Annotated in this window: 19 protein-coding genes and 1 other RNA gene; 6 read left to right on the top strand and 14 right to left on the bottom strand. The window is 44.8% G+C overall.

Going from position 1 to position 21,656, the window contains the following annotated elements; translation table 11 throughout:
* Positions 1 to 21 precede the first annotated feature (21 nt).
* Genes LZG94_RS04675 through LZG94_RS04665 form a run of 3 tightly spaced genes read right to left on the bottom strand, consistent with a single transcriptional unit; the run spans position 22 to position 5,756 of the window.
* On the bottom strand, positions 22 to 1,419 hold the full coding sequence (locus tag LZG94_RS04675) for an efflux transporter outer membrane subunit (RefSeq protein WP_255700587.1): 1,398 nt from the start codon (positions 1,417 to 1,419) through the stop codon (positions 22 to 24).
* A gap of 20 nt (positions 1,420 to 1,439) precedes the next feature.
* Positions 1,440 to 4,589: an efflux RND transporter permease subunit gene (locus LZG94_RS04670; RefSeq protein WP_233790771.1), complete on the bottom strand. Its 3,150-nt coding sequence runs from the start codon at positions 4,587 to 4,589 to the stop codon at positions 1,440 to 1,442.
* Positions 4,590 to 4,592: 3 nt separating this feature from the next.
* Positions 4,593 to 5,756, bottom strand: coding sequence for an efflux RND transporter periplasmic adaptor subunit (locus LZG94_RS04665; RefSeq protein WP_233790770.1), 1,164 nt, complete (start codon positions 5,754 to 5,756; stop codon positions 4,593 to 4,595).
* Between the two features lie 293 nt (positions 5,757 to 6,049).
* On the opposite strand from LZG94_RS04665, the gene LZG94_RS04660 reads away from it, so the two are divergent.
* On the top strand, positions 6,050 to 6,796 hold the full coding sequence (locus LZG94_RS04660; protein WP_233790769.1) for a TerC family protein: 747 nt from the start codon (positions 6,050 to 6,052) through the stop codon (positions 6,794 to 6,796).
* A 3-nt stretch (positions 6,797 to 6,799) separates the two neighbouring features.
* On the opposite strand, the gene LZG94_RS04655 is transcribed toward LZG94_RS04660, so the two are convergent.
* The 5 genes from LZG94_RS04655 to LZG94_RS04635 all read right to left on the bottom strand — a co-directional run bounded on the left by LZG94_RS04655 (position 6,800) and on the right by LZG94_RS04635 (position 10,483).
* A complete protein-coding gene (locus tag LZG94_RS04655) occupies positions 6,800 to 7,681 on the bottom strand; it encodes an NAD(P)-dependent oxidoreductase (RefSeq protein ID WP_255700586.1) in 882 nt (293 codons plus the stop codon).
* A complete protein-coding gene (locus tag LZG94_RS04650) occupies positions 7,666 to 8,250 on the bottom strand; it encodes a carboxymuconolactone decarboxylase family protein (protein ID WP_233790767.1) in 585 nt (194 codons plus the stop codon). Before LZG94_RS04650 ends, LZG94_RS04655 begins: the two co-directional genes overlap by 16 nt.
* An 80-nt stretch (positions 8,251 to 8,330) precedes the next feature.
* Positions 8,331 to 9,164 carry a 4,5-DOPA dioxygenase extradiol gene (ygiD, locus tag LZG94_RS04645; protein WP_233790766.1) on the bottom strand — a complete coding sequence of 278 codons (834 nt, stop codon included), beginning with the start codon at positions 9,162 to 9,164 and terminating at the stop codon, positions 8,331 to 8,333.
* A gap of 136 nt (positions 9,165 to 9,300) precedes the next feature.
* Positions 9,301 to 9,783 (bottom strand): NADPH-dependent F420 reductase, encoded by a 483-nt coding sequence (locus tag LZG94_RS04640; protein ID WP_233790765.1) that lies wholly within the window; start codon positions 9,781 to 9,783, stop codon positions 9,301 to 9,303.
* A 118-nt stretch (positions 9,784 to 9,901) separates the two neighbouring features.
* The gene (locus LZG94_RS04635; protein ID WP_233790764.1) at positions 9,902 to 10,483 is read right to left on the bottom strand and encodes a Crp/Fnr family transcriptional regulator; all 582 of its coding nucleotides are present in this window, start codon (positions 10,481 to 10,483) and stop codon (positions 9,902 to 9,904) included.
* Between the two features lie 170 nt (positions 10,484 to 10,653).
* Between LZG94_RS04635 and LZG94_RS04630 the strand changes: the two genes are divergently transcribed.
* Complete coding sequence (locus LZG94_RS04630; RefSeq protein WP_233790763.1) at positions 10,654 to 11,826, top strand: MFS transporter; 1,173 nt, start codon at positions 10,654 to 10,656, stop codon at positions 11,824 to 11,826.
* Positions 11,827 to 12,274: 448 nt separating this feature from the next.
* On the opposite strand, the gene LZG94_RS04625 is transcribed toward LZG94_RS04630, so the two are convergent.
* The 3 genes from LZG94_RS04625 to LZG94_RS04615 form a co-directional block, all read right to left on the bottom strand.
* Positions 12,275 to 12,778, bottom strand: a complete 504-nt coding sequence (locus LZG94_RS04625) for a phage integrase SAM-like domain-containing protein (protein WP_233790762.1) — start codon at positions 12,776 to 12,778, stop codon at positions 12,275 to 12,277.
* Between the two features lie 279 nt (positions 12,779 to 13,057).
* Positions 13,058 to 13,429, bottom strand: a transfer-messenger RNA (tmRNA) gene (gene ssrA, locus LZG94_RS04620).
* A 290-nt stretch (positions 13,430 to 13,719) separates the two neighbouring features.
* On the bottom strand, positions 13,720 to 16,032 hold the full coding sequence (locus tag LZG94_RS04615; protein WP_233790761.1) for a TonB-dependent receptor: 2,313 nt from the start codon (positions 16,030 to 16,032) through the stop codon (positions 13,720 to 13,722).
* A gap of 173 nt (positions 16,033 to 16,205) precedes the next feature.
* On the opposite strand from LZG94_RS04615, the gene LZG94_RS04610 reads away from it, so the two are divergent.
* The 3 genes from LZG94_RS04610 to LZG94_RS04600 all read left to right on the top strand — a co-directional run bounded on the left by LZG94_RS04610 (position 16,206) and on the right by LZG94_RS04600 (position 18,602).
* The gene (locus LZG94_RS04610; protein ID WP_233790760.1) at positions 16,206 to 16,580 is read left to right on the top strand and encodes a BlaI/MecI/CopY family transcriptional regulator; all 375 of its coding nucleotides are present in this window, start codon (positions 16,206 to 16,208) and stop codon (positions 16,578 to 16,580) included.
* A gap of 35 nt (positions 16,581 to 16,615) precedes the next feature.
* A complete protein-coding gene (locus tag LZG94_RS04605) occupies positions 16,616 to 18,064 on the top strand; it encodes a TlpA disulfide reductase family protein (protein ID WP_233790759.1) in 1,449 nt (482 codons plus the stop codon).
* Positions 18,065 to 18,167: 103 nt separating this feature from the next.
* Positions 18,168 to 18,602 carry a PepSY-like domain-containing protein gene (locus LZG94_RS04600; RefSeq protein ID WP_233790758.1) on the top strand — a complete coding sequence of 145 codons (435 nt, stop codon included), beginning with the start codon at positions 18,168 to 18,170 and terminating at the stop codon, positions 18,600 to 18,602.
* A 76-nt stretch (positions 18,603 to 18,678) separates the two neighbouring features.
* Here the strand turns inward: LZG94_RS04600 and LZG94_RS04595 are convergent, their stop codons facing one another.
* Positions 18,679 to 19,014, bottom strand: a complete 336-nt coding sequence (locus LZG94_RS04595) for a HigA family addiction module antitoxin (protein WP_215235850.1) — start codon at positions 19,012 to 19,014, stop codon at positions 18,679 to 18,681.
* Between the two features lie 11 nt (positions 19,015 to 19,025).
* Positions 19,026 to 19,304 carry a type II toxin-antitoxin system RelE/ParE family toxin gene (locus LZG94_RS04590; protein ID WP_233790757.1) on the bottom strand — a complete coding sequence of 93 codons (279 nt, stop codon included), beginning with the start codon at positions 19,302 to 19,304 and terminating at the stop codon, positions 19,026 to 19,028.
* A gap of 110 nt (positions 19,305 to 19,414) precedes the next feature.
* Between LZG94_RS04590 and hemF the strand changes: the two genes are divergently transcribed.
* A complete protein-coding gene (gene hemF, locus LZG94_RS04585; protein ID WP_233791118.1) occupies positions 19,415 to 20,329 on the top strand; it encodes an oxygen-dependent coproporphyrinogen oxidase in 915 nt (304 codons plus the stop codon).
* Positions 20,330 to 20,512: 183 nt separating this feature from the next.
* Here hemF and LZG94_RS04580 read toward each other — a convergent pair whose 3' ends face one another.
* A complete protein-coding gene (locus LZG94_RS04580; protein ID WP_233790756.1) occupies positions 20,513 to 21,595 on the bottom strand; it encodes an o-succinylbenzoate synthase in 1,083 nt (360 codons plus the stop codon).
* Positions 21,596 to 21,656: the final 61 nt, after the last annotated feature.

Here is a 21,656-nt window from a genome sequence, read left to right as displayed (position 1 = left end):
AGAGCCATTTACCAAACAAGATCAGGGACTAGCCCAACCCCCTCCCAACGACCTGTATAAGTTAACCACTGATTGCAATCGTTGCAATTGGTCATTAATGCTTCCAAGCTCCGCCTGCAACAAACTTTGTCGGGCCGTAATGACCTCGTTGTAATTGGCAAAACCGTTTTGGAGCAGCTCGCCTGAATAGCTTACCGATTTCTGCAATGCTTCCAACTGATAGCTGCGAATCGCAATTTTATCAAGGGCAGTGTTGTGTAGCGACATAGCATCCGACACTTGTTGGCCGGCTGTAAGCAGGACATTCTGAAAATTGAGCAGCGCCTCCTTCTGCTGGGCCTTGGCAACTTCCAGGCGGGTGATGTTGGCCCTTCTGTTGAATATCGGCTGGGTCAGCCCTGCACCAATGCTGGCCGCAAGGGAGATTGGTTTAAGAAAGTTTTCCAGTTGCAGAGCCGAATAACCCACCGAGCCGGAGATTGTTAATGCCGGGTAAAAGTAAGTCCTGGCCACATTAGTCAACTCAAAATAATATCTCAAATTAAGTTCTGCCTGTTGCACATCCGGGCGATTTGCCAGCAGCAGCGCGGGAACACCCGTTTGCAAAACATCAAGGGTATCCTGATCCCGAAGCGTGCCGCGTCTGACGGACGTGGCTGGAACCGCAAGCAGAATACTTAGCGCGTTTTCTGTTTCCCTTGTACTCTGGATCAGGTCAGGAATTGTCACTTCCGCTACATAACGCTGCGCTTCACTTTGCACCACAGCCGCCTCGGTAACAACAGCTGCTATTTTCAGTTCACGCATGGTCTGCACCGTCGTATCCCAATTGGACACAGTCTGCCTTGTAATGGCTAGCTGCTGATCCAAGGCTAGCAGTGCATAATAATAGTTGGCAATATCGGCCACCAGGCTTGTTTGTACAGCTTTCGCACCTGCTTCCGATTGCAATAGAAGTGCTAGGTTAGCGCGTTTTGTGCTTCGTAGTTTCCCCCAAATGTCCGCCTCCCAGCCAGAAGATAATCCCAGCTGATACTGGGTTGCACTGTTTCTAATACCAAAGCCCTGGGCCTCCGAAAGCTTAGAACGCGTCACGCCAAGATCTCCGATAACGGTTGGAAAAAATGCCGCTCTACTCTGCTCATAGTAGGCCCTGGACTGCTCAATACGCGTATAAGCAATTTGCAGGTTCAGGTTGTTTTTAATTCCCTGACTTATCAGGCTTTGCAAAGTCGTATCGGTAAAGAGCCGGTTCCAGGGAAGCTGGCCGAGCCCGCTTGTGTCGGACGTGACCACATCTCGGTAAAGGTTATCAGGTGCTGTTAGCGGTTTCTGGTAGGGTCTGACCATGTTACAACAGCAAAGCAGCAAACCCAGCAGACAAAACAGAACTAGTCGCTTTAAATGTTTTTTATACATAATCTTGCTATTAAAACGCTTCAATGATCATCCTGAACTTGTTCTGTAATTGGCTTGGGCGGACCGCTGATCATTTCTTGTAAAGACTGGAATACGATATAAAGCACCGGTATCACAAAAACCCCAATGAGCGTTCCTATCAGCATTCCTCCTACGGCACCAGTACCAATGGACCGGTTTCCAATTGCACCTGCGCCGGTTGAAAGCATGAGTGGAACCAAACCCAGAATAAAAGCAAAAGAGGTCATCAGGATCGGACGCAACCGTGCCTGTGCACCTTCGACAGCTGCTTCCACCAGCGACATCCCATGCCGTCTCCGTTCTACTGCGAATTCGACAATAAGAATTGCATTTTTTGCCAAAAGCCCTATCAGCATGACCAGTGTGATTTGCAGATAAATATTATTGGTGATACCAAATAAGCTGGCGAATAGGAATGTGCCTGCCAATCCGATCGGAAGGGAAAGAAGCACCGCGAAAGGCAATATATAGCTTCCATACTGTGCGCTAAGCAGCAAATAGACAAAAACGATAACCAGCATGAAAACGAAAACGGTCTGCCCGCCAGCAGAAATCTCTTCCCTGGTCATCCCTGAAAACTCATATCCATATCCTTGTGGAAGTACGTCGGCGGCCACTTGCTGGATAGCGGCAATGGCATCGCCTGAGCTGAACCCAGGATTAGGCGAACCGGTAACACCGATAGAAGTGAATAAATTGAACCTGGAAATTGACTGAGGGCCATACACTCTCTTCATGGTGATAAAGCCCGTAATAGGCGCCATCTGGCCGTTTGCATTGCGGACATAAATGTTGCTGAGCCCTTCGGGATTAGCCCGCGAAGCAGCTTCGGCCTGGTACATGACCCGGAATTGTTTTCCAAACTGATTGAAATTAGATGCATACACGCCGCCATAGTAGCCCTGCATCGTGCTCATGATGTCATTGACAGTGATGCCAGCCACTTTCGCCTTGGCCACATTCACATCGATCTGGTATTGCGGAAAATTCACATTGAATGCAGTGGACGCGTACTGGATTTCAGGCCGCTTGCTTAATGCGGCCAGAAAGTCATTGCCGATCTTGGAGAATAGGGCAATGTCACTTCCACTTTTGTCCTGCAACTGAAACTCAAACCCGCCCGATGAGCCAAACCCTGAAATGGTCGGAGGTGCAAAAAAGATGATCTTGGCATCCCTGATCCCGCCCGTTTTTGCAAACAACTTTCCGATCAAAGCCTGCACATCCTGACCTTCCCCTCCCCGCTCGGCCCAGGGTTTCAACCGCATTACAACCATCCCATAGTTGCTTCCAACTCCGCTGATCATGCCTCTACCTGTAATCTTTAAGATATTCTGTACTTCCGGGATCGAACGCGCAATGGCCTCGACCTGCTTCATAATAGCCTCTGTTCTTTCCGTGGATGCCGAAGGCGGTAATGCAATATCGGCCATGATTGAACCCGTATCTTCATTGGGTACAAATGCAGAAGGCGTGGTCTGCATCAGATAATAAAACAGGCCGGCAAACACGGCAATGATCAATCCCGCAGCCCACTTTTTTGCAATCAGGAATGAAACGGCATGCTTGTAGTGCTGGATTGTTTTGTCAAATGTGCGGTTGAACCAGCCATAAAAACGTTGTAAAATGTTCTTTTTATGACTTGCATCCACTTTATGCGGTTTTAAAAATATAGCGCACAATGCTGGACTGAGGGTGAGTGCATTGACAGCAGAGAGCATAATCGCAATGGCGAGCGTCAAGCCAAATTGTTTGTAAAACACCCCGGATGAGCCTTCGATAAAACTTACCGGCAGAAATACCGCCGCCATCACAAGGGTGATTGAGATGATGGCTCCCGAAATTTCACTCATGGCGTCTTTTGTGGCTTTGAGCGCGGATGTGTATCCCTCGTCCAGTTTAGCATGAACGGCTTCCACCACGACTATGGCATCATCAACGACAATCCCAATGGCCAGAACCAATGCAAACAATGTCAAAAGGTTAATCGTGAACCCAAAAAGCAGCAGAAAGAAAAAAGTGCCTAGAATAGCCACCGGAACAGCAATAGCGGGAATAAGCGTAGATCGAAAATCTTGCAGGAAAATAAAAACCACTAAAAACACCAGAATGAATGCTTCAATGAGCGTATGGATTACTTTTTCAATAGATGCATCGAGAAAATCGTTTGCATTGATCAGCGTGACGTACTTGATACCGGAAGGGAACGATTTGGCGGCGTTATCCAATACCTGCAAACTTCCTTCAATCACTTCCTTGGCATTGGAGCCTGCTGTTTGGCTTATGGACACACCTACCGAGGGGTTGCCATTGGTTGTCGTACTGCTGGCATAGCTCATCGCGCCCAGCTCAACGCGGGCAATGTCTTTGAGCCGTAATACCTGACCATTTGGCGTGGCCTTGATGACCACGTCTTCAAACTCGCCTGCATCTTTGAGCCGGCCCGAATACTTGATCACGTACTGAAAGGATTGCAAGCCCTGTTCACCGAACTGACCGGGGGCAGCCTCTATATTTTGCTCTGCCAGTGCAGTGCTGACATCCGAAGGGACAAGGCCATAAGTTGCCATCACATCCGGTTTCAACCAGATCCGCATGGAATAATCCATACGTCCGAACGCATTCGCCTCCCCAACCCCTGATACCCGCTTGATTAAGGGCACCAGGTTTATCTCCGCATAGTTTTGCAAAAATGTCTGATCATAGGCGGGATTCTCGCTGTATAAGGAAAAAATCACAAGGTTACTGCTTTGGCTTTTGGCCGTCGTTACACCGGAGCGCGTGACTTCCTGCGGCAAGAGCGCAGTTGCCCGCGCGACGCGATTCTGCACATTTACAGATGCAAGGTCGGGGTTTGTGCCTAGCTTAAAGTTGATTGTAATCCGCGCTGTGCCATCATTCCCAGCCGAAGATGTCATGTAAGTCATGTCCTCCACGCCGTTGATCTGTTCTTCCAATGGCACAATCACGCTATTAAGCACCACATCCGCATTGGCACCCTGATATGAGGTGGAGACAACGACAGTAGGCGGAGCGATCTCAGGATATTGCGCAATAGGCAGGGAAATTAGCCCCAACACACCAAGGATGACAATAAGTACGGAAATGACTGTCGACAGTACGGGCTGATCAATGAATCGATTGAACATAACCTACAAGTTTTTGGCGTAAACACTGTCCGCTTTTACTGGTCTGGATATAACCTTTGCCCCTTCCCTTAACGACGCTACCCCTTCCAGGATAATCTTGTCCCCTACGGCAAGGCCGGTTTGGGCAACAAAGAACTGCCCATCATTATTGTCCAGCACGCCAACTTCCGCACTCTTAACGATGCCGTCTGCCGAAACACGGTAGACAAACTTTTTCCCCTGTATTTCGTAGGTCGACTTTTGCGGAATGACAATGGCCGAATCAAGCCGGGAAGGAATGCGGACAGTCGCACTGCTTCCGCTGCGTATAATGCTTCCGGGATTTGGAAAAGTTGCCCGCACCCTAATAGAGCCTGTCTCTGTATTAATAGAACCGCTGGTCGTAGTTATCCGGCCTTTTTCAGAAAAAACGGTTCCATTGGCTAAAACCAGGGAGACAGATGGCATTGTCGCGATCCGGGCTTTCGTTGTATTGCCTTTCGTGTTTTTGGAGAATGCCAAAACCTGTTTTTCATTGATCGAGAAATAGGCGTAAATGTTCCCAATGTTTGAAACTGTGGTTAATGGTTCGGGTGTATTACTATTAACAAGGCTGCCAATTTTATAAGGAATTAAGCCAACAATGCCATTTGCAGGGCTTGCAATGGTGGTGTAGCCCAAATTAGTGCGCGCATTGGAAAGCGCAGCGAAAGCCTGTGCGAGCGCCGCTTGTTTTGCTTGCAAGGTAAACTGCGCAGATTCAAGCTCATATTTACTGATAATGTTCTTTTCGACCAATGGCTTCACCTTATTGACACCCATTTGCGCGGCATTGACGTCTGCTTCTGCGATTTTAATATTCGCCTGTGCAGTCCGTACTTCCTGCTCATACTGAGGGGCATTGATTTTAAACAGCGCTTGCCCGTTTTTCACGGTAGCACCTTCATCCACGAAAATCTTTTCTATAAATCCATCTATTTTCGGACGGATCTCAATATCCTGCTGCCCTTCGATGGTTGCCGGGAATTCACTGTTTAGTGTGATCGACCTTTGTGCAATGGTCAGAACGGGATAGTCCTTAATTTGTTCCGTAGCATTTCCATTTTCCTTCTTTTTTTCCTGACAGGAGAAAAGAAGAAAAGATGTTAACGACAAAACTGTCAGTGAGCGCTGTACCTTTTTGTGCATACCAGTAATGGGGAAAGGTGAAAAATTGATCACGCAAGGGTGATCGCAGGCTTTATAAATTCAGCTAGTCCCAATTAATTGCAGCGACGAATTGAGGAGTCTGCTGCACGGAAACGGATTGAAGATTGTTCATAACCATTCATAGATTTAAGTGAATGTTTTTCCAATGTATATAAAAAATACATACTTCAATACAAGCCAAAATAAATTAAAATCTTAATATATCCCGACGGTATAAAACCAGATAGATTGTATTTCTTTAATAATCATGCCTGATTAAATCGTTTACAATTATGGATTTTGAGATCATTATTTCGCTGGTTACCCTTCTGGCCCTGGAAGCCGTTCTAGGGATTGATAATGTCATTTTTATTTCCATTATAGCCGCACGGCTTCCCCAAGATCAGCAGAAGAAGGCCCGGCAATATGGTTTAATCCTTGCAGGTGTTTTAAGGCTGGTTCTACTGCTGCTTATTTCTTTTATCCTGAAACTCGATCAGGACCTGTTTACAATTTTTGGCAATGGATTTTCCGGAAAGGACCTTGTATTGCTGGCGGGAGGTTTATTCCTGCTCTACAAAAGCTCGACCGAAATTTACCATAAAATGGAAGGAGAATCCGGGGACCAGACCAAGGCTATTAAAGTATCTTCTTTCCGCGAGGTCATTATCCAAATCCTGATTATGGATATGGTTTTTTCCGTTGATTCCATTATTACTGCCATTGGAATGGTCAAAGAAGTATGGGTGATGTATGTTGCCGTTATTGTCACAGTAATCATCATGCTGGTAGCGGCAGAACCGATCAGTAATTTTGTAAACAAGCATCCAGCATTTAAAATGCTTGCACTTTCGTTTCTCTTGTTGATTGGGTTCTCACTGGTTACCGAAGGCTTCGGGATTGAAATACCAAAAGGATACATTTACTTCTCGATGGCATTCTCATTTTTGGTAGATGTTTTCCAGATGAAAATGAATAAAACCGGAACACCTGTTGCTACACACGAACATTATGAAGAAAGCGAGAATAAACTAAAATGATGATTAAGCTTGAGGTTTTTCTTTTCCCATAGCATCAAACAACTGTGTCGATGACAATGCATTGAATGGTAGAGCAATAGTATGTTTTAACCCTTCTCCAAAAGTTGATTTCAGGTCTTTTAGCAGTACAGCCAGAGCTGTATCTGCCGTCCACTGCGAAACGTCATCCCAATTACGGACCACCCAGCTATCGCCTGTGCTTACTTTCAGCAAATTCAGAATTTCTGTCTGGGGTAAATTGTAATGGTTACCCAGTTTAAGCCCCTCGGCAACCGCATTCATGTTAATGCCCAGGATCATGTTATTGACCAATTTAGCCACCTGGCTGTTACCTGGTTTGTCACCGTAATAGAATGTTTTAGACCCGATCGCATCAAAGTAGTACTGGAAAGATTTCACGATTTCTGCCGGGCCAGATGTCATAATAGACAATGTCCCAGCTTCTGCGCCCGAAGCGCCACCACTTACTGCTGCACTGATTAATTGCAGCTCACTTTCTTCTTCCACTTTCTTTCCCAATTCGTTCATGGAATCGGGATCAAGCGTACTCATGACAATGATGGTTTTACCTTTGGTATGTGCAGTCAACAATCCAGCCTCACCAAAAATAACGGCTACATTCTGATCGTAGTCACGAACCATCGAAATGATCGCTTCATCTGCCTGTTGGGCAACCTCATTCAAGGTTCCAACCATTGTAATTCCGGCAGATTCAGCTTTTTGATAAACTCCTCTGAAAGCATCATAACCGATGACTTCAAAACCTGCTTTTTTCAAATTAACAGCCATAGGAAAGCCCATCGTGCCTAAACCTATAAATCCAATTTTCTTCTTCATGACTTTCTCTTTTAGTTGATTATTAATCTTCTTTATGCTTTTACCCAATTTCCATCCTCTTGCGGATCAGCTGGAAGGTTAAAAGTTTGAATATAGCCCGATAACATCCGGTAAAAACCAATGACAATCATGGCATCCGACAACTCTTCCACTGAAAAGTGTTCAAGCGTATGGTTGAAAATAACGCCAGGCGCTTTGCCTTGTTCGATTATGCAGTTCCCAAAATGCAGCAGCACGCGTTCACGCTCTTTAAATACCTCGCCGGCATCAATCCGGTTTGCAGCAATAGCAATAAATTGATCCTCACTTACACCCGCTGCCTGTGCAATGGAAACGTGCTGCTCCCACTCGTAGTCACAGCCTGTACGGGCACCAACCAGCAAAACAAGCAATTCCTTATGGTAATCTGATATGGTCAGATTCTTAAAAATGGCATTGGTTAGATCGATCACTTCCACGAACGCACCAGGGCTATAACCAAGCATCCGGAAGAAATTCACTTTCGTAGGCAATCCCTCAAACTTTTGCCTTACTAGCTCTGGCAATTTTGTAAATTCAGGATATTGAATGTCTACCTTCGAGCTAAGCCTGGTATTAACACTATTATGTTTTTCCATGATATAATTTTCTTTTAAGTAAGGATCAAAAGTTATTAATAAAAGTATACCCCCCCGATTTCTCGTTGTTTATCAAGCTATTAGCCAATTTTTACAGACGTCATTGTTAGTGAACCGCCAACGGCCTGGTCGTTGAAAAAGGAAACAGGTTCCTTACCCGCCTTTAAGCCCAATGTATACATCAGAGGAAGGTAATGCTCCGGTGTTGGTATGGCCAATGCGGCCTCCCTTCCCAACTGACTGTAATTGATCAGAGGCTTATGATCATTTTCCTGGATCAGGGCTTTGAACTGCTCATTGATTTGCAACGCCCAGTCATATCCATAACCCTGCACGCTAAGCTTGTCCCAGGCTACCATTCTCAAATTGTGCACCATATTTCCGCTGCCAATGATTAGAACTCCCTTTTTTCGTAGCGCCATTAGTTCCCGTGCCAGATCATAATGGAATTGAGGCCCTTTGGTATAATCAATGCTCAGTTGAAGCACTGGAATTTTAGCTTCCGGATACATATGTCTTACCACCGTCCAGGTCCCGTGGTCAAGTCCCCAGTCATGATTAAGCTCCACTTTTGCGGAACGAATGATTCCCGCAGTTTCTTTGGCTAATGCTGGATTGCCCGGCGCAGGATATTGTACGGCAAAAAGTGCCGGCGGAAATCCTCCAAAATCATGGATTGTTTCAGGAAAATCCATTGCTGTGATCTTGGTGCCATTAGTAAACCAGTGCGCCGATACCACCAGCACGGCAGCTGGCGTAGGGATTTCTTTGGCCATTTGTGCCCACCTTCTGCTAAACGCAGTGTCTTCAATGCCGTTCATCGGTGAGCCGTGGCCTATAAACAGGACCGGTATTGGTCGCTGCTGGTCTGGAAGCTCATTTGTAAAATGTTTGAATGCTGTTAATGTTGTCATACCAATTGCGCCTGTAAAGGCAGTTTTTATGAATTGCTTTCTTTTGATCATCGCTGATGATATTTCTGCCTGGTGATGGGTTTAAACCAGCAGTTTCGACAAGCTCACCCACAGTTTGCAAATCCTCTTGATCATTTCAGGAAATGAATGAATCAGCCTTCTTGCCTACAAGGATAGGCTTGGCAAAGGCAGCCGGAAATACGATATTGAAGGCTTTAACAACTTTCGAATTAGGCAGCAATTTTTGCAGCTCTTCTGCGGCACTCGTACCAGAGACGGTCGCCAACCTGTCATATGGTTCGTTTAGCGGGTTAGCAATGCTTATGACCATTTTCTGATTGGCAACTTCCCGGATTTTCTCCGCAATTTCCTGTTGAGAGCCATAAGGAACGGTCAGGATAATGATGTCGGCCTCCCAGGATGCCTCTGTCGGACACCCGTAAATTTCGATATCAGCCTCAGGACTCGCGTTTCTTATCTCCTCATATAAAGCTTCCAGTTTATCTGGCTGGTTACCTAGCAGCAATAAGCGATAGTTACCCTTTGACAGGCTTTTAGAAATGAAGGTGCCCACATTCCCGGTGGCACCTATGATCGCAATGGTCTGTTTCGTGTTCATTTTGTCTCATTTTTGATACACAAAATTACCTCAATGAGCCTGCATGGGACGATGAGTCTGATCAAGAAATTCTATTGATTTTGGTCAAGATAAACCATCAGGGGAAACCAAAGGGAAGCTATTGACTTTTGCCGATCCTGCTGCGGATCCTACTCAATGTTTCGGGGGAAAGTCCCATGTGAGAGGCAATCATATGCTGGGGGACGCGCTGGACAATGTCAGGATATTGGTCAATAAAAGATTTATATCGATCATCCAGAGACATACTGATAATGCTCAGCGTTCTTTTCTGGAGTGCAATGTAGGCCTCGGTCATCAAGATCCTGAAAAATGTTGCGTACTTGGGCACCGAAATTAGCATCTGATCATGTGCATACTTACTGATCAAAACTAGCTCGCAGTTTTCCAGGGCATCTATATTCTGCGTTGAGATCTGCTCCGTCAAAAAACTGGATAGATCGCCGATCGCCCAACCTTCCAGCGCAAACGAAAAAATGTGCTCTTGTCCATTAGAATCCACAATGTAACTGCGCATGGCTCCCTTTTCTATAAATGCTACAGTCTTGCAGATATCTCCTTCCTGTAGCAGGTATTGACGCTTCCGCAGTTTTTTCGGCGTCAGAAATTGTTTCACGGCATATTCTTCTGATTCGCTCAGTTGTACCTTCTCGTTGAATTTGCTGAAAAACACCTCATACATAAGCTATCAGATTCGGACAAACAATTAGTTAATATGCAAGGATATAATCTTTATAGATCTAAATTCTCCTCATTAATGCACCAACAATATCAGTAATTATCAGAATCTGAATATGCCAGAAAGAATGACGTAAAAACCATAATTTTAAATAACTACAAAAAGAATCTACATTGAGCAATCAACAAACGATAGCCGGAAGTACAAATGCGTTTCCCTGGCTGATCATGATTTTGATGTCGTCTGTAACATTTGTCGGGATTCTTTCTGAGTTAATGCCATCCGGTGTGATGCCGCAGATAAATTCCGATTTAAATATCAGTGAGCTACAAGGAGGTAATCTGGTAGGCTACTACGCAATTGCGTCTGCTATCTTTGCCATCCCCCTTGTTTCGGTAACCCTGAAATTTAACCGCAAAGTCCTGATATTGATTTTGCTCGCCGGATTTGCTGCTTCCAATATCATGGTCGGCATTTTAGCCAATTATACTATCATCATTATCCTAAGGATCATAGGCGGTATTTGTGCCGGCGTGATGTGGCCCATGATAGCGGCCTACGGGATGCGCCTGGTCAACCATGAGCATCATGGAAAAGCGATTGCCGTGATTATGGCTGGAAATACCTTGGGTATTAGTGCAGGAATGCCGTCTATAACATTTATTGGCAACCGATACGGGTGGCGGGCAGCATTTATCGCACTTGGGATAATGATTATCGCCATTGCTGTGACATGTGCTGTTGCATTACCATCTACTCCCGGCGAAAAACTTACGAGAAGTTCATCGCCTTTTTCCCTGTTCAAAATTCCGTCGGTATTGACCGTCCTGCTGCTCACCCTTCTTGGCGTAATGGCCCACTATGGTGTATATGTGTATATTACCAAGCTTGTTGATGAAATTGAATTGTTAGGTGGAATAGAAAGTGCCTTACTACTTTTTGGATCAGGGTCTTTGATTTCAGTATTGCTTGCCATAAAATACACCGACAAACATCTGAGGCTGCTTACCACAGCGATGTTTGCACTCGTAATTATTTCTATGCTTGTTCTATTGCTATTTGGTAGAAAGACAATAGTGGCTCATGTTGCTTTCTTTTTATGGGGAATTTCTTTTGGTCCATTAGTGACCTTACTGCAGGCAGCCGTAAGCAGGCAGGTAGAAAGTGGAAAAGACGTTGCCACTTCGGTTCAATCTTCTGCGTTTAATTTATCTATTATGATCGCAACTTCCGCAGCAGGTGTATTGCCCGGAAGTTATTCTCCCATGAGCTTGACATATTTTGCAATCATTTTAGCAATTCCTGGTATGATCATTTCCATTTTTGCAAAAAAGGCGCTAGGTTAATTTTCGAATGGCATCACGGCGATGCAAATCCGGATTATACAACATTAGGAATGAACCCAAATACAATAACAGCATCTGAACTGGACAATCTTATACAAGATACATTACCTTTAATTGAGGTTCAGTTGTAAGCGAGGATTTCGTGCCATTTAAATGCTTGGTCATAAATTGTTTACATTCTAACATCTGATTCATTTTTAAAGCCGACTTGTATCAGAAGCACCGAGAATCAGGTTTAATCTTTTGACTCACTCCATTAAAACGTTGTTGATTTAAGATGTCTTCTTACAGAAAACGTCAATGGAAAAGTTTTAGGCAAAGCGTAATCGAATTGATGATTACAAATGCCGTCAATGTGGGAGAGGACAAGATGAAGTTACATTACAAGTTCATCACAAAGAATACAAATCAGGATTAAAAGCTTGGGAATACCCGACGGCGGACTGCCTTACTTTTGGCTTTTAAGCCAAAATTCATACTGTGCAATGAAGTCGTAATCCAGGCTTTGAATGCTTAAATCACTCAAATTGTATTTCCATTTTATGAAATTTCGAGTATGTTCCAGTGAAGTTTTATATCTAACCAAAGTCACCTTTGAGTATTCGGAACCTACCAAACAAGCCATATCACGATTATGCTTCTCAAAAATTTCCAGGATCATTTTCTTTTGCTCATCATTATTAACTAACTTATTTTTAAACAATTCTGCGGTTATAGTAATTTCCGATGCAATAAGTTTTCTATGAAGCTCATAAACTTTGGATTGGAGCACATCCAAATATGAATTTGTACTTCTTACCTCTTCCTTATTGCCCGATACCCTTCCGGCAGACGAATTCCACTTTGCAGGTTCGCATTCTCGCTTTGTAGCGATTTCCACACGTTTTCCATCTACCGTAACTCGCATGTAGATTGGGAGTTTCCCTTTTAAGTAATTGCTGCGTTTTTTCAAATAGAAGAGCAGCGTGAAGCTTTTGTTAGCATAACTTAGCAATTTAAGATTGATAAAAATGAAATTGCAGCTATTTAAAATCAAGATGTACATGCCTTGAACCTCTTATTAATCAATGCGTTAAGGTAATTCTGGTGAGCACTTTTCAGTGGAAAAATTTGCTCACCGAAACGCTCACCATTTAATTGAGAATTATTGAACGTTTTGAGCTAGCATCAACAAAGAAAAAGCCCACAAATCATTGATTTGCAGGCTTTTGATACTTTTTGTAATTGGTACTGGTGGAGATGCAGGGAGTCGAACCCTGGTCCAGAACAGGGAAACCCTGCGCCTTCTACATGCTTATCCGTGATTAGGTTTTCGAGCTCGACAAGGTGCACGGCGGACCCGCATCAAAGCCTTAGATACTGGTGTCTCGTTGGATTTCCGTATCACTATTCCAACCAGCGCTGATTTGCGACACCCCGGAGCCCAACCATCAGCACGTAGGTTGGAGAGATGATGGCATTTGTTTAATCCTCCGGATTAAGCAGCCATGGCGTAAGTAGATTCGCCATTTATTGTTTGAGATCATTTTTGACGGGAGATAATCTCAACTCCCGACATGCTTACACACAGACTTCCAACCCGCTGTCAATTCCAGTCACCCCCATTTTTAGCTGTTGGCTATTAGCAGTTAGCTTTTAGCTTTGGCCATTGCATTATCAGAATTTAGCTCGCAGCAAACTGCATTATAAAACTTCAATTGCATTGCTATTTACACATATTAACTCACGAAAGTTCGCATAACAAAGCAGATTTATTTTAAACAATTGACAATCAGCGCTCGTAGCAAAGAAAATATTCACTCATTCACTAAATCACTCATTCACTAATTCAGTGCAGCGGCGCCCGCTCATTCAATCATTCAATCATTCAATCATTCGAAATTCTCTCATTATCTAAAACTCCCACCGATAACTCAGTACCGGAATCAGGCCCAGCTGATTTTGGGTTACTACCTTGTCCTGGCGGACGTCGAAATAGCGGTAGGCTTCGTTTTTGGTTCCGGAAACATTTTGCAAGTCCAGTGCCAGTGTGCGGCTGTATTTTGCTTTGCTTTTTTTCCAGTATACTCTCAGGTCCGGGCGGAAGTAATCTTTCAATTTAACAGAATACAGGCCCGAGTTGCTGTATAAAGTGGTTTTAAGTGTCCGCGAATATTCCTCGTCGACCGGCCTGTCGCGGAAGCCTCCTATCCAGAGAATTTTGGCATTAATACCCCAGATATTCGCATTACCCGATTTCAGCTCCTTGCCCGCTGTGAAACTGAATGTGTGGCGGCCTCCAAAGCGGCTTGCCCTGCGAATGCCGTTCATATCCTCGTAGGTAGCATCGTAAATCGAGCCTGAAACGAGCATATAAAAGTCATTTGTCAGGAACTTCTGAAAGCTGGCTTCCAAACCGTAAGTAAGTCCTGTCCCAACATTTTCAAAACGTACCGCCGGCCTTTCCTCAATCAGATTGATCGCTGAATATTTAGTGCTTTCATCGCCTCCCACAGGCACATCAAACTGGTTTTGCATATAAGCTTCCAGTTTCAGACTGTTGCTTTTATTGAAAGTCTGCTGATACCCTAGCGCGATATGATGCGATCGCGTTGGCGTCAAATGCATATTCTGCCTCATCGTCGTCATCCCATACGTGGCCGTATAAACATTGGGCGATTGCAGCTGGCTGTGCAGACCGTAAGAAAGGCTGAGCTGCTGATTATCAGAAACCTGCCATTTTATAGCAGCTCTCGGTTCAAGCAATAGGCTTCCTTTTGCGTCTTCTTCCTTCAACTTACTGATCATCGCATGCAGGCCGATTTCGGTAGTGACCGACGGCGCAACCTGGTACGACCAATTCACAAATGGCTGCACCGTCCAGGCATTTACGGATTCATTGAAATAATTGCGGGGCGTTTCAAACTGCTGGGAAGTCAAAAACAAGCCGGCTTTGAAGCGTTGCTTTACATTCAAACGATAATTGAAGGTGGTATTGAATGAGATTTTCGATGCAGAAATCTGCTCATCGCCCAGCACGTCGCTATTTAAAAGTGTTTTTGGATCAACCAAAAATGCTTTTCTGGTCGAATACAGCCCGGAACCTGCTACTACCGTACGAATCGAAGCCCGGCTCCCGATCGGCTGATCGAAAGTGAGGCCGGCAGCGCCCATTGAACCTTTGTAAATGATATTCTGACCTTCCTTATCGAACTCCCAGGTTGTGGTATCCTTGTCGGGTGTGTACGTATTGTCGCTCAACCCGCCCATTCCGAAAACCGTGAACTTCCCTCCTTTTGCTGTTGGGAAATTAAGATTAAATGAAAGATCCTGAAAATTGATGACCTCTCCGCCAAAACTAACCCCCAGCGCGCCAAGCAAACCCGTAAACGAATAGCGATAGTTGACGAGATAAGACGCTTTTGAGTTTTTCGAAAAGGGGCCTTCCGCAGCGATATCAAAGCCCAGCACGCTGGCCTGGGCCGTAAATTCTGTCTGCTCGTCGTTCCCTTTTCGCAGGTTCATATCGAGCACGCCACCAGTTACATTCCCGTATTGCGCTGGAAACGGGCCGGATAGAAAACTGGAAGTCGCCAGCAGCTGGGTACTGAGGATATTCACGCCGCCGCCGGTTGAAGTGGGCCGGTCGCTGAATGTACCTGCATTGGACAAATGGTTTGGATTAACGATCTCCACGCCTTCGAGCCGCCATTGCATACTATTGGGCGAGTTACCACGGATCACCAGGCCATTAGCCTGATCATTGGCCGCCGCCACGCCGGGAAATGAAGTAGCGACGCGCGCCGGGTCCATGTAAGTTGCCGAGTACCGGAAGGTTTGCTCCATCGTGATCGGCTGCACACTATTGAATGCAACCGGCCGCGCTGCCGAAACCGTCGCTTCTTGCAACTGTCTGCCCGACGGGCTAAGCCTGACCTGAACAACGTTTTCCTTTCCCGATTCCAGCAAAATTTCAGGAATGCTGATCGTTTCATAACCCACATACGTGACTGTGAGCTGGTAGCGGCCCACGTCGAGTTTATCGAAACGAAAATTGCCGTCAGGGCCGGTGATGGTGCCGGTTTGCCCTTGCACCAATTGCACGGTCGCTCCTACCAGCGGCGAGCCGGTATCTGCATCGCGCACGGTGCCGCGAATCGTGGAAGTATAGGTTTGCGCAAAACTTGACGTAAAAATGAATAAGAGTATTGGTAAAAATCTGAGCATTACGGAACGGATCAAAAGATATAAGTGCAAAAGTAGTTTCTGTCCGGTTACTAACTGTCCTGTTTGAGAGTTAAACTATCTCAACATTTTCAATATTATTATTCAAATTATTATTTGTTAAAAACTTATATTGATCTACATTTGTAGAGTACACATTACAAATGTAGAGCAAAATGAGCCTGAGTAAAGCCGAAGAGCAAATTATGGAACAGATCTGGCAGCATGAAAACGTGTTTTTGAAGGATCTGATCGAAGCGCTGCCGGATCCCAAACCAGCTTCCACGACCGTGATTACGCTGCTTAAAAGAATGCAGGAAAAGGGGTTCGTCGCTTATAACCTATACGGAAACTCGCGGCAATATTATGCGCTGGTAGCCAAGACGGAATATTTTTCGTCGCACTTGAATGGATTGATCCGCAATTTTTTCAATAACTCGGCTGCACAATTTGGTACTTTTTTTGCGAGGGATACTAATCTCACTGCCAGAGATTTGGAAGAATTAAGAAGAATTATTGATGCAGAAATTTCGAAGAAGAAAGGCGAATAATTAATCTGGTTCCAACCCTATTAAATTCCTGTACGATGAAAAAGTTGCTACTCCTTTTTTTCCTGCTATCGTTTTCCTGTTCACAAAATGCTGACAAAGAAGACAAAAAGAAACCAGCTGAACCGGCGCCTCCCTTGATCCAAAGGGATAGTGTTATTGCCCTGGAAATTCATGCGAAACGAGGTGATCAATATTTTTTCGGCTATACCGATCACTTATTCAATCTTAGTATCATGGATACACCGGAAAAATTGAAAGCAGATTCTGTTTTTAAAGAGACTATTATTTCATCCAGCCCTATCCTGTTGAAAGATTTTCACTGGAAAGCAAAGAATTATATTTATCTGATTCCCGGCGAAAAGTATCGGATTACGAAAGATTCAATGATCTCTAACTTTGAAATAGCCGGCAATGCTAAACGGACTTATGAACTAAATGCATTCAAGGAATTGAAAAAGTATGCGGCTAAACAGAAGAGACTTAGTGAATTTGATCTTACAGACCTGGCGAGATACCGGAGGTTCGCGAAGCTGGACTTTAAATCCAGAGATTCCGTATTGAGAAGTGAATATGAAGACAATGTACAGTTCCTGGAAAAGTATGCGTCTAAAAACGATTTCAGCATTCAGCAGAAGAAGATATTAGAAAAAAACCTCTATTATCAACACAAGATTTCGCAGTTTGCTTTTAATAAAAAATCACCTTCTCAAGTAAGTGCGTACCTGTCAGATAATAAGGCATTGCACGACGAATTATTGCCTCTGATGAGCTGTGACAGCTGTTTTTCTGATCCAGAATTCCCTTATCTCACGCAGGTTTTTGCCAAATATTACGTAGCCGATCCTGACAAAGTCGGGCCGGAAAAAGCTTATGCTATTTACAGCAATACATTCAACGGAAAGACGCGTGATTACCTTTTATATAACCTGATCAAGCTGGGTGGAATGTTCAATGAAACTAAACCCAATCCGGCACTCGCAAAACGTTTTCAAACTGACGTGGAGGATCCTTTATTAAAAGAATATATTAAAGAAATGTATGATTTTCTGGAAACAAAAAAGTCGGCGACGGGCTATCTGGTGAATGCTGGCGGTGAAAATATTTCCTGGAAAGAATTAATTAAAAATCATCGTAATAAAGTCGTTTATGTAGATTTCTGGGCAAGCTGGTGCGGGCCTTGTCGGGCAGAAGCGCCGGCAGCGAAGTCGCTCAAAAAGAGATTTGAAGGAAAAGATGTGGTATTTATAAATATTTCCATGGACGAAAATAATGCCGCCTGGAAAAAGGCTTCAAAAAAAGATGGTATCGATACACCCGACAATTTCATACTGATCCAGCCTTCCAAATCAGACCTGAAAAAGCAATATCGGATTTCCAGCATTCCACGCTATTTCCTGATTGACAAATCGGGAAAGATCGTCGATTCTAACGCACCAAGACCTTCTGACGATAAACTTGTTTCGGAAATTGAAAGGCTTTTATAAGACAATATGATAAAAAATTCAGGAAAAGAATGGGGCGCGTGGGGGTATGATGTTTTTGAGTTGTCGGGAGAGAAAGCAATGTTTTATTTAATTGACAAGAATCATGAAAGCACTCCCGATTTACTTTGTACTGATCTTACTGGCGGTTACTGGCTGTGACAATGAAAAAGTGGTAAACGAAACCAATCTGCCTGCACAAGCTACTGAATTCATCGAAGCCCATTTCCCCGATGCCGGTATTGCCCGCGTAGTACGCGACCGCGACGATCTGCTGACGAGCTACGATGTGATTTTGGATAACCAGGTCGAACTGGAATTTGACCGGCAGGGCGAATGTTACAGCGTCGACGCGCCGGGTAACGAACGAATCCCTGACAGCGTAGTGCCGCTGAAAGTGCTTGAATACGTGCAGGACAATTATCCCGACGAAGTAATCACTGAATGGGAAAAGAGCAAAACAACCCAGGAAGTAAAACTTTCCAATCGCAAAGAGCTGGTATTCAACCTGAGCGGAACATTTTTAAGGATTGATGATTGATCGTGATTGAAATAGCACAAATGCAAAAAGCGGAGATAGCTCCGCTTTTTTTGTTTTAGACCTTAAACACTTGCCGCTAGACGCTACGAGCGCTGCCAGACTTTGCAGCAGTCCAGAAATGCGTGATGCTGTAATTTTTCTCCTTATTTTCTGCCTGTCTTAAATCATAATTTTGCTGCATGTTTAGCCACAATTGCGGCGTAGTATTGAATGCTTCTGCAAGGCGCAGTGCCATATCAGGCGTTACTGCGTGATGTCCGTTAACCAGTTGTGAAAGCGTTTTACGAGTCACACCCAAACCTTTCGCAGCATCTGTTATTGTTAATTCCAATGGTTCAAGATAAAGATCTTTGAGTACCTGGCCGGGATGCACCGGCATCTTCATAGGCCCTTTTACGTTATTCTCACTCATACTTCCCCTATTTAATGATAGTCCAGATAATCCACATCAGTTACGTCTTTTCCTTCAAACCGGAAAATAATACGATAGTTAGCATTGACCTTAACAGACCAGAATTCTTTTAGTTCGCCCGAAAGCTTGTGCAGCCCCGATCCTGGAAAATCCATATCCTCCGCAATGTTGGCAGCATCGAGCAATGTCAAAATCAGCCCAATTTTACTCAATTGGGACGCCGGCAATTTCGAACTGTCCCCTTTCTGATAGAACAGTCTGAGAGGTTTGCTGACAATGCTTCTGATCATTCGCAAATGTAACACGTTACGTAACGCGTGTCAACCCTATCCTTCTCACACATTACTGTCAGGCAGTTTAGTTTTCTGTTACTTTTGTGCATTGATATTGTAAGTATATGATGAAAGTTGAAGAGATAGAGACGTTTTTTAGGGAGTTACAGGATGGTATTTGCAATGCATTGGAGACCACCGACGGTGCTGCGAAGTTTCAGGAGGATTTGTGGGAACACCATTCCGGAGGCGGAGGCAGAACGCGGCTGATTCAAAATGGCAATGTGATCGAGAAGGGCGGCGTTAATTTTTCGAGTGTTAAAGGCGAGGTACATCCCCGGTTGCGACAGCAAATGGACCTGCATCCCGGCGACGATTACCACTTTACCGCCACCGGCGTTTCTATCGTGATGCACCCGCATAATCCCAACGTCCCGATCATTCACATGAATGTGCGCTATTTTGAGTTGAGCAACGGTACGTGCTGGTTTGGCGGCGGCATTGATCTTACGCCACATTATGTAGTGGAAGCAGATGCACGGCATTTTCACCAAAGCATTAAAAGCGCCTGCGACAAGCATCACCCGTCATTTTATCCCGAATTCAAAAACTGGGCGGACGATTATTTTTATATCCCGCACAGGTCAGAAACGCGGGGAATTGGTGGTATTTTCTTTGATTATCTCAAACCAAATGAGGAAGGAAAAGGGCAAAATCTTTCGAAAGAAGCACTTTTCGCATTTGTAAAAGAAGTAGGAGAAACGTTTGCACCGGTGTATACATCTTTAATGAAAAAGCACCGGAACGATCCATTTACCGAACAACAAAAACAGTGGCAATACCTCCGCCGCGGCCGTTATGTGGAGTTTAATCTGGTCTGGGACCGCGGTACCAAGTTTGGTCTTGAAACCAACGGACGCACGGAATCGATATTGATGAGCTTGCCACCACAGGCCAACTGGGAATATAACTTTACGCCGGAAAGTGGCTCGGCTGAGGCAGAAACGCTGAGTTATTTGAAGAAAGGGATTGATTGGGTTTGACGTTGAGCCTTACCCCCCAACCCCCTTTCAGGGGGCTTAAAGGTTCACCCCAACCCCCTGAAAGGGGCTAAAAGTAAAATTCGTCCTTTTTTGAAAGCCCCCTCCCAGGGGGTTTGGGGGTATCCAAGTCGAAAAGCCCATGGTTATCAATAGCCCCCTCCCAGGGGGTTGGGGGTAATCCAATTATAACGCCGGCAATTCCCAGCCCTTCTCCACATTATAATACAGATATCCCTCGCGCACTTCCAGCGGCGATTCGAAGTTATTTACATACAACTGGCCGGTGCCTAAACCTTGTGGGAGCGGGTTGTTGAAGGCAGCTGTGTATTGCGCAATTGCGTTAAGTCCGATATTGGATTCAAGGGCGGAGGTGATCCACCAACCGATTTGCAAACGGTTCGCGATCTCGATCCACTCGCTCGTGTGCCGGAAACCGCCAAGTAATGTAGGTTTGAGAATGATAAACGGCGGATTCAGTTTTTTAAGCAGCGCAAACTTTTCACGGTAATCAAATACCCCTATCAGCTCTTCATCGAGTGCGACGGGGACCGGTGAATTTTGGCATAATGTGGCCATTAATGTATGCTGGCCAGCTTTAATCGGCTGTTCGATAGAATGCAGGTCAAAAGCTGAAAGTGCTGCTAATTTTTGCTCCACATCTTCCGGCTTAAAAGCACCGTTTGCATCGACGCGCAGTGTGATCTGGTCTTTATTATAGCGCCTGCGAACTGATTCGAGAATGCGGCATTCCTTGTCAAAATCGATCGCCCCTACCTTCATTTTTAGTGTTGTAAAACCCTGCGAAAGTTTCTCTTCTACCTGCGCGAACATATCGTCGAACGATCCCATCCAGATCAGCCCATTCATCAGCACGCCCGTTTTACCCTCAGAAAAGTCATTTTTGAAAGGTTTACGCTTGCCTCCTTTCATGATATCAAGTAAAGCGCTTTCTACGCCAAACCGAATGGAAGGCAAATGCTGCGGCACTACCTGGTCGAGGATAATGCCTAGATTAAATGGAAAAACGTCGAGGTCGAGGCTGTTGAAAAGTTCGCAGACATCAATAAGCTGCGTTTCGAAGTCGGGCAGATCGTCGACACTGAGACCCGGAAGCGGGCCGCATTCACCATAACCGGTCAACCCAGGCTGCTCTGAATCTGTAACTTGCAGTATCCAGGAAGTTTTTTGTGTAAGTATCCCCCGCGAGGTACCCGCTTCTTTACGAAAATGAAGCGTACAGGGTTTGTACACAATTTTTAACGGCATGGGAACGTGGTGTCAGGTATTTAAAAGGGGCACAATATTAGACAAAAAATATGTAATTATG

This window comes from Dyadobacter sp. CY343 (assembly GCF_021390335.1).
Taxonomy (GTDB): Bacteria; Bacteroidota; Bacteroidia; order Cytophagales; family Spirosomataceae; genus Dyadobacter.
Note: the sequence above shows the minus strand (reverse complement) of the source record. Positions and strands in the feature narration are given on the sequence as shown.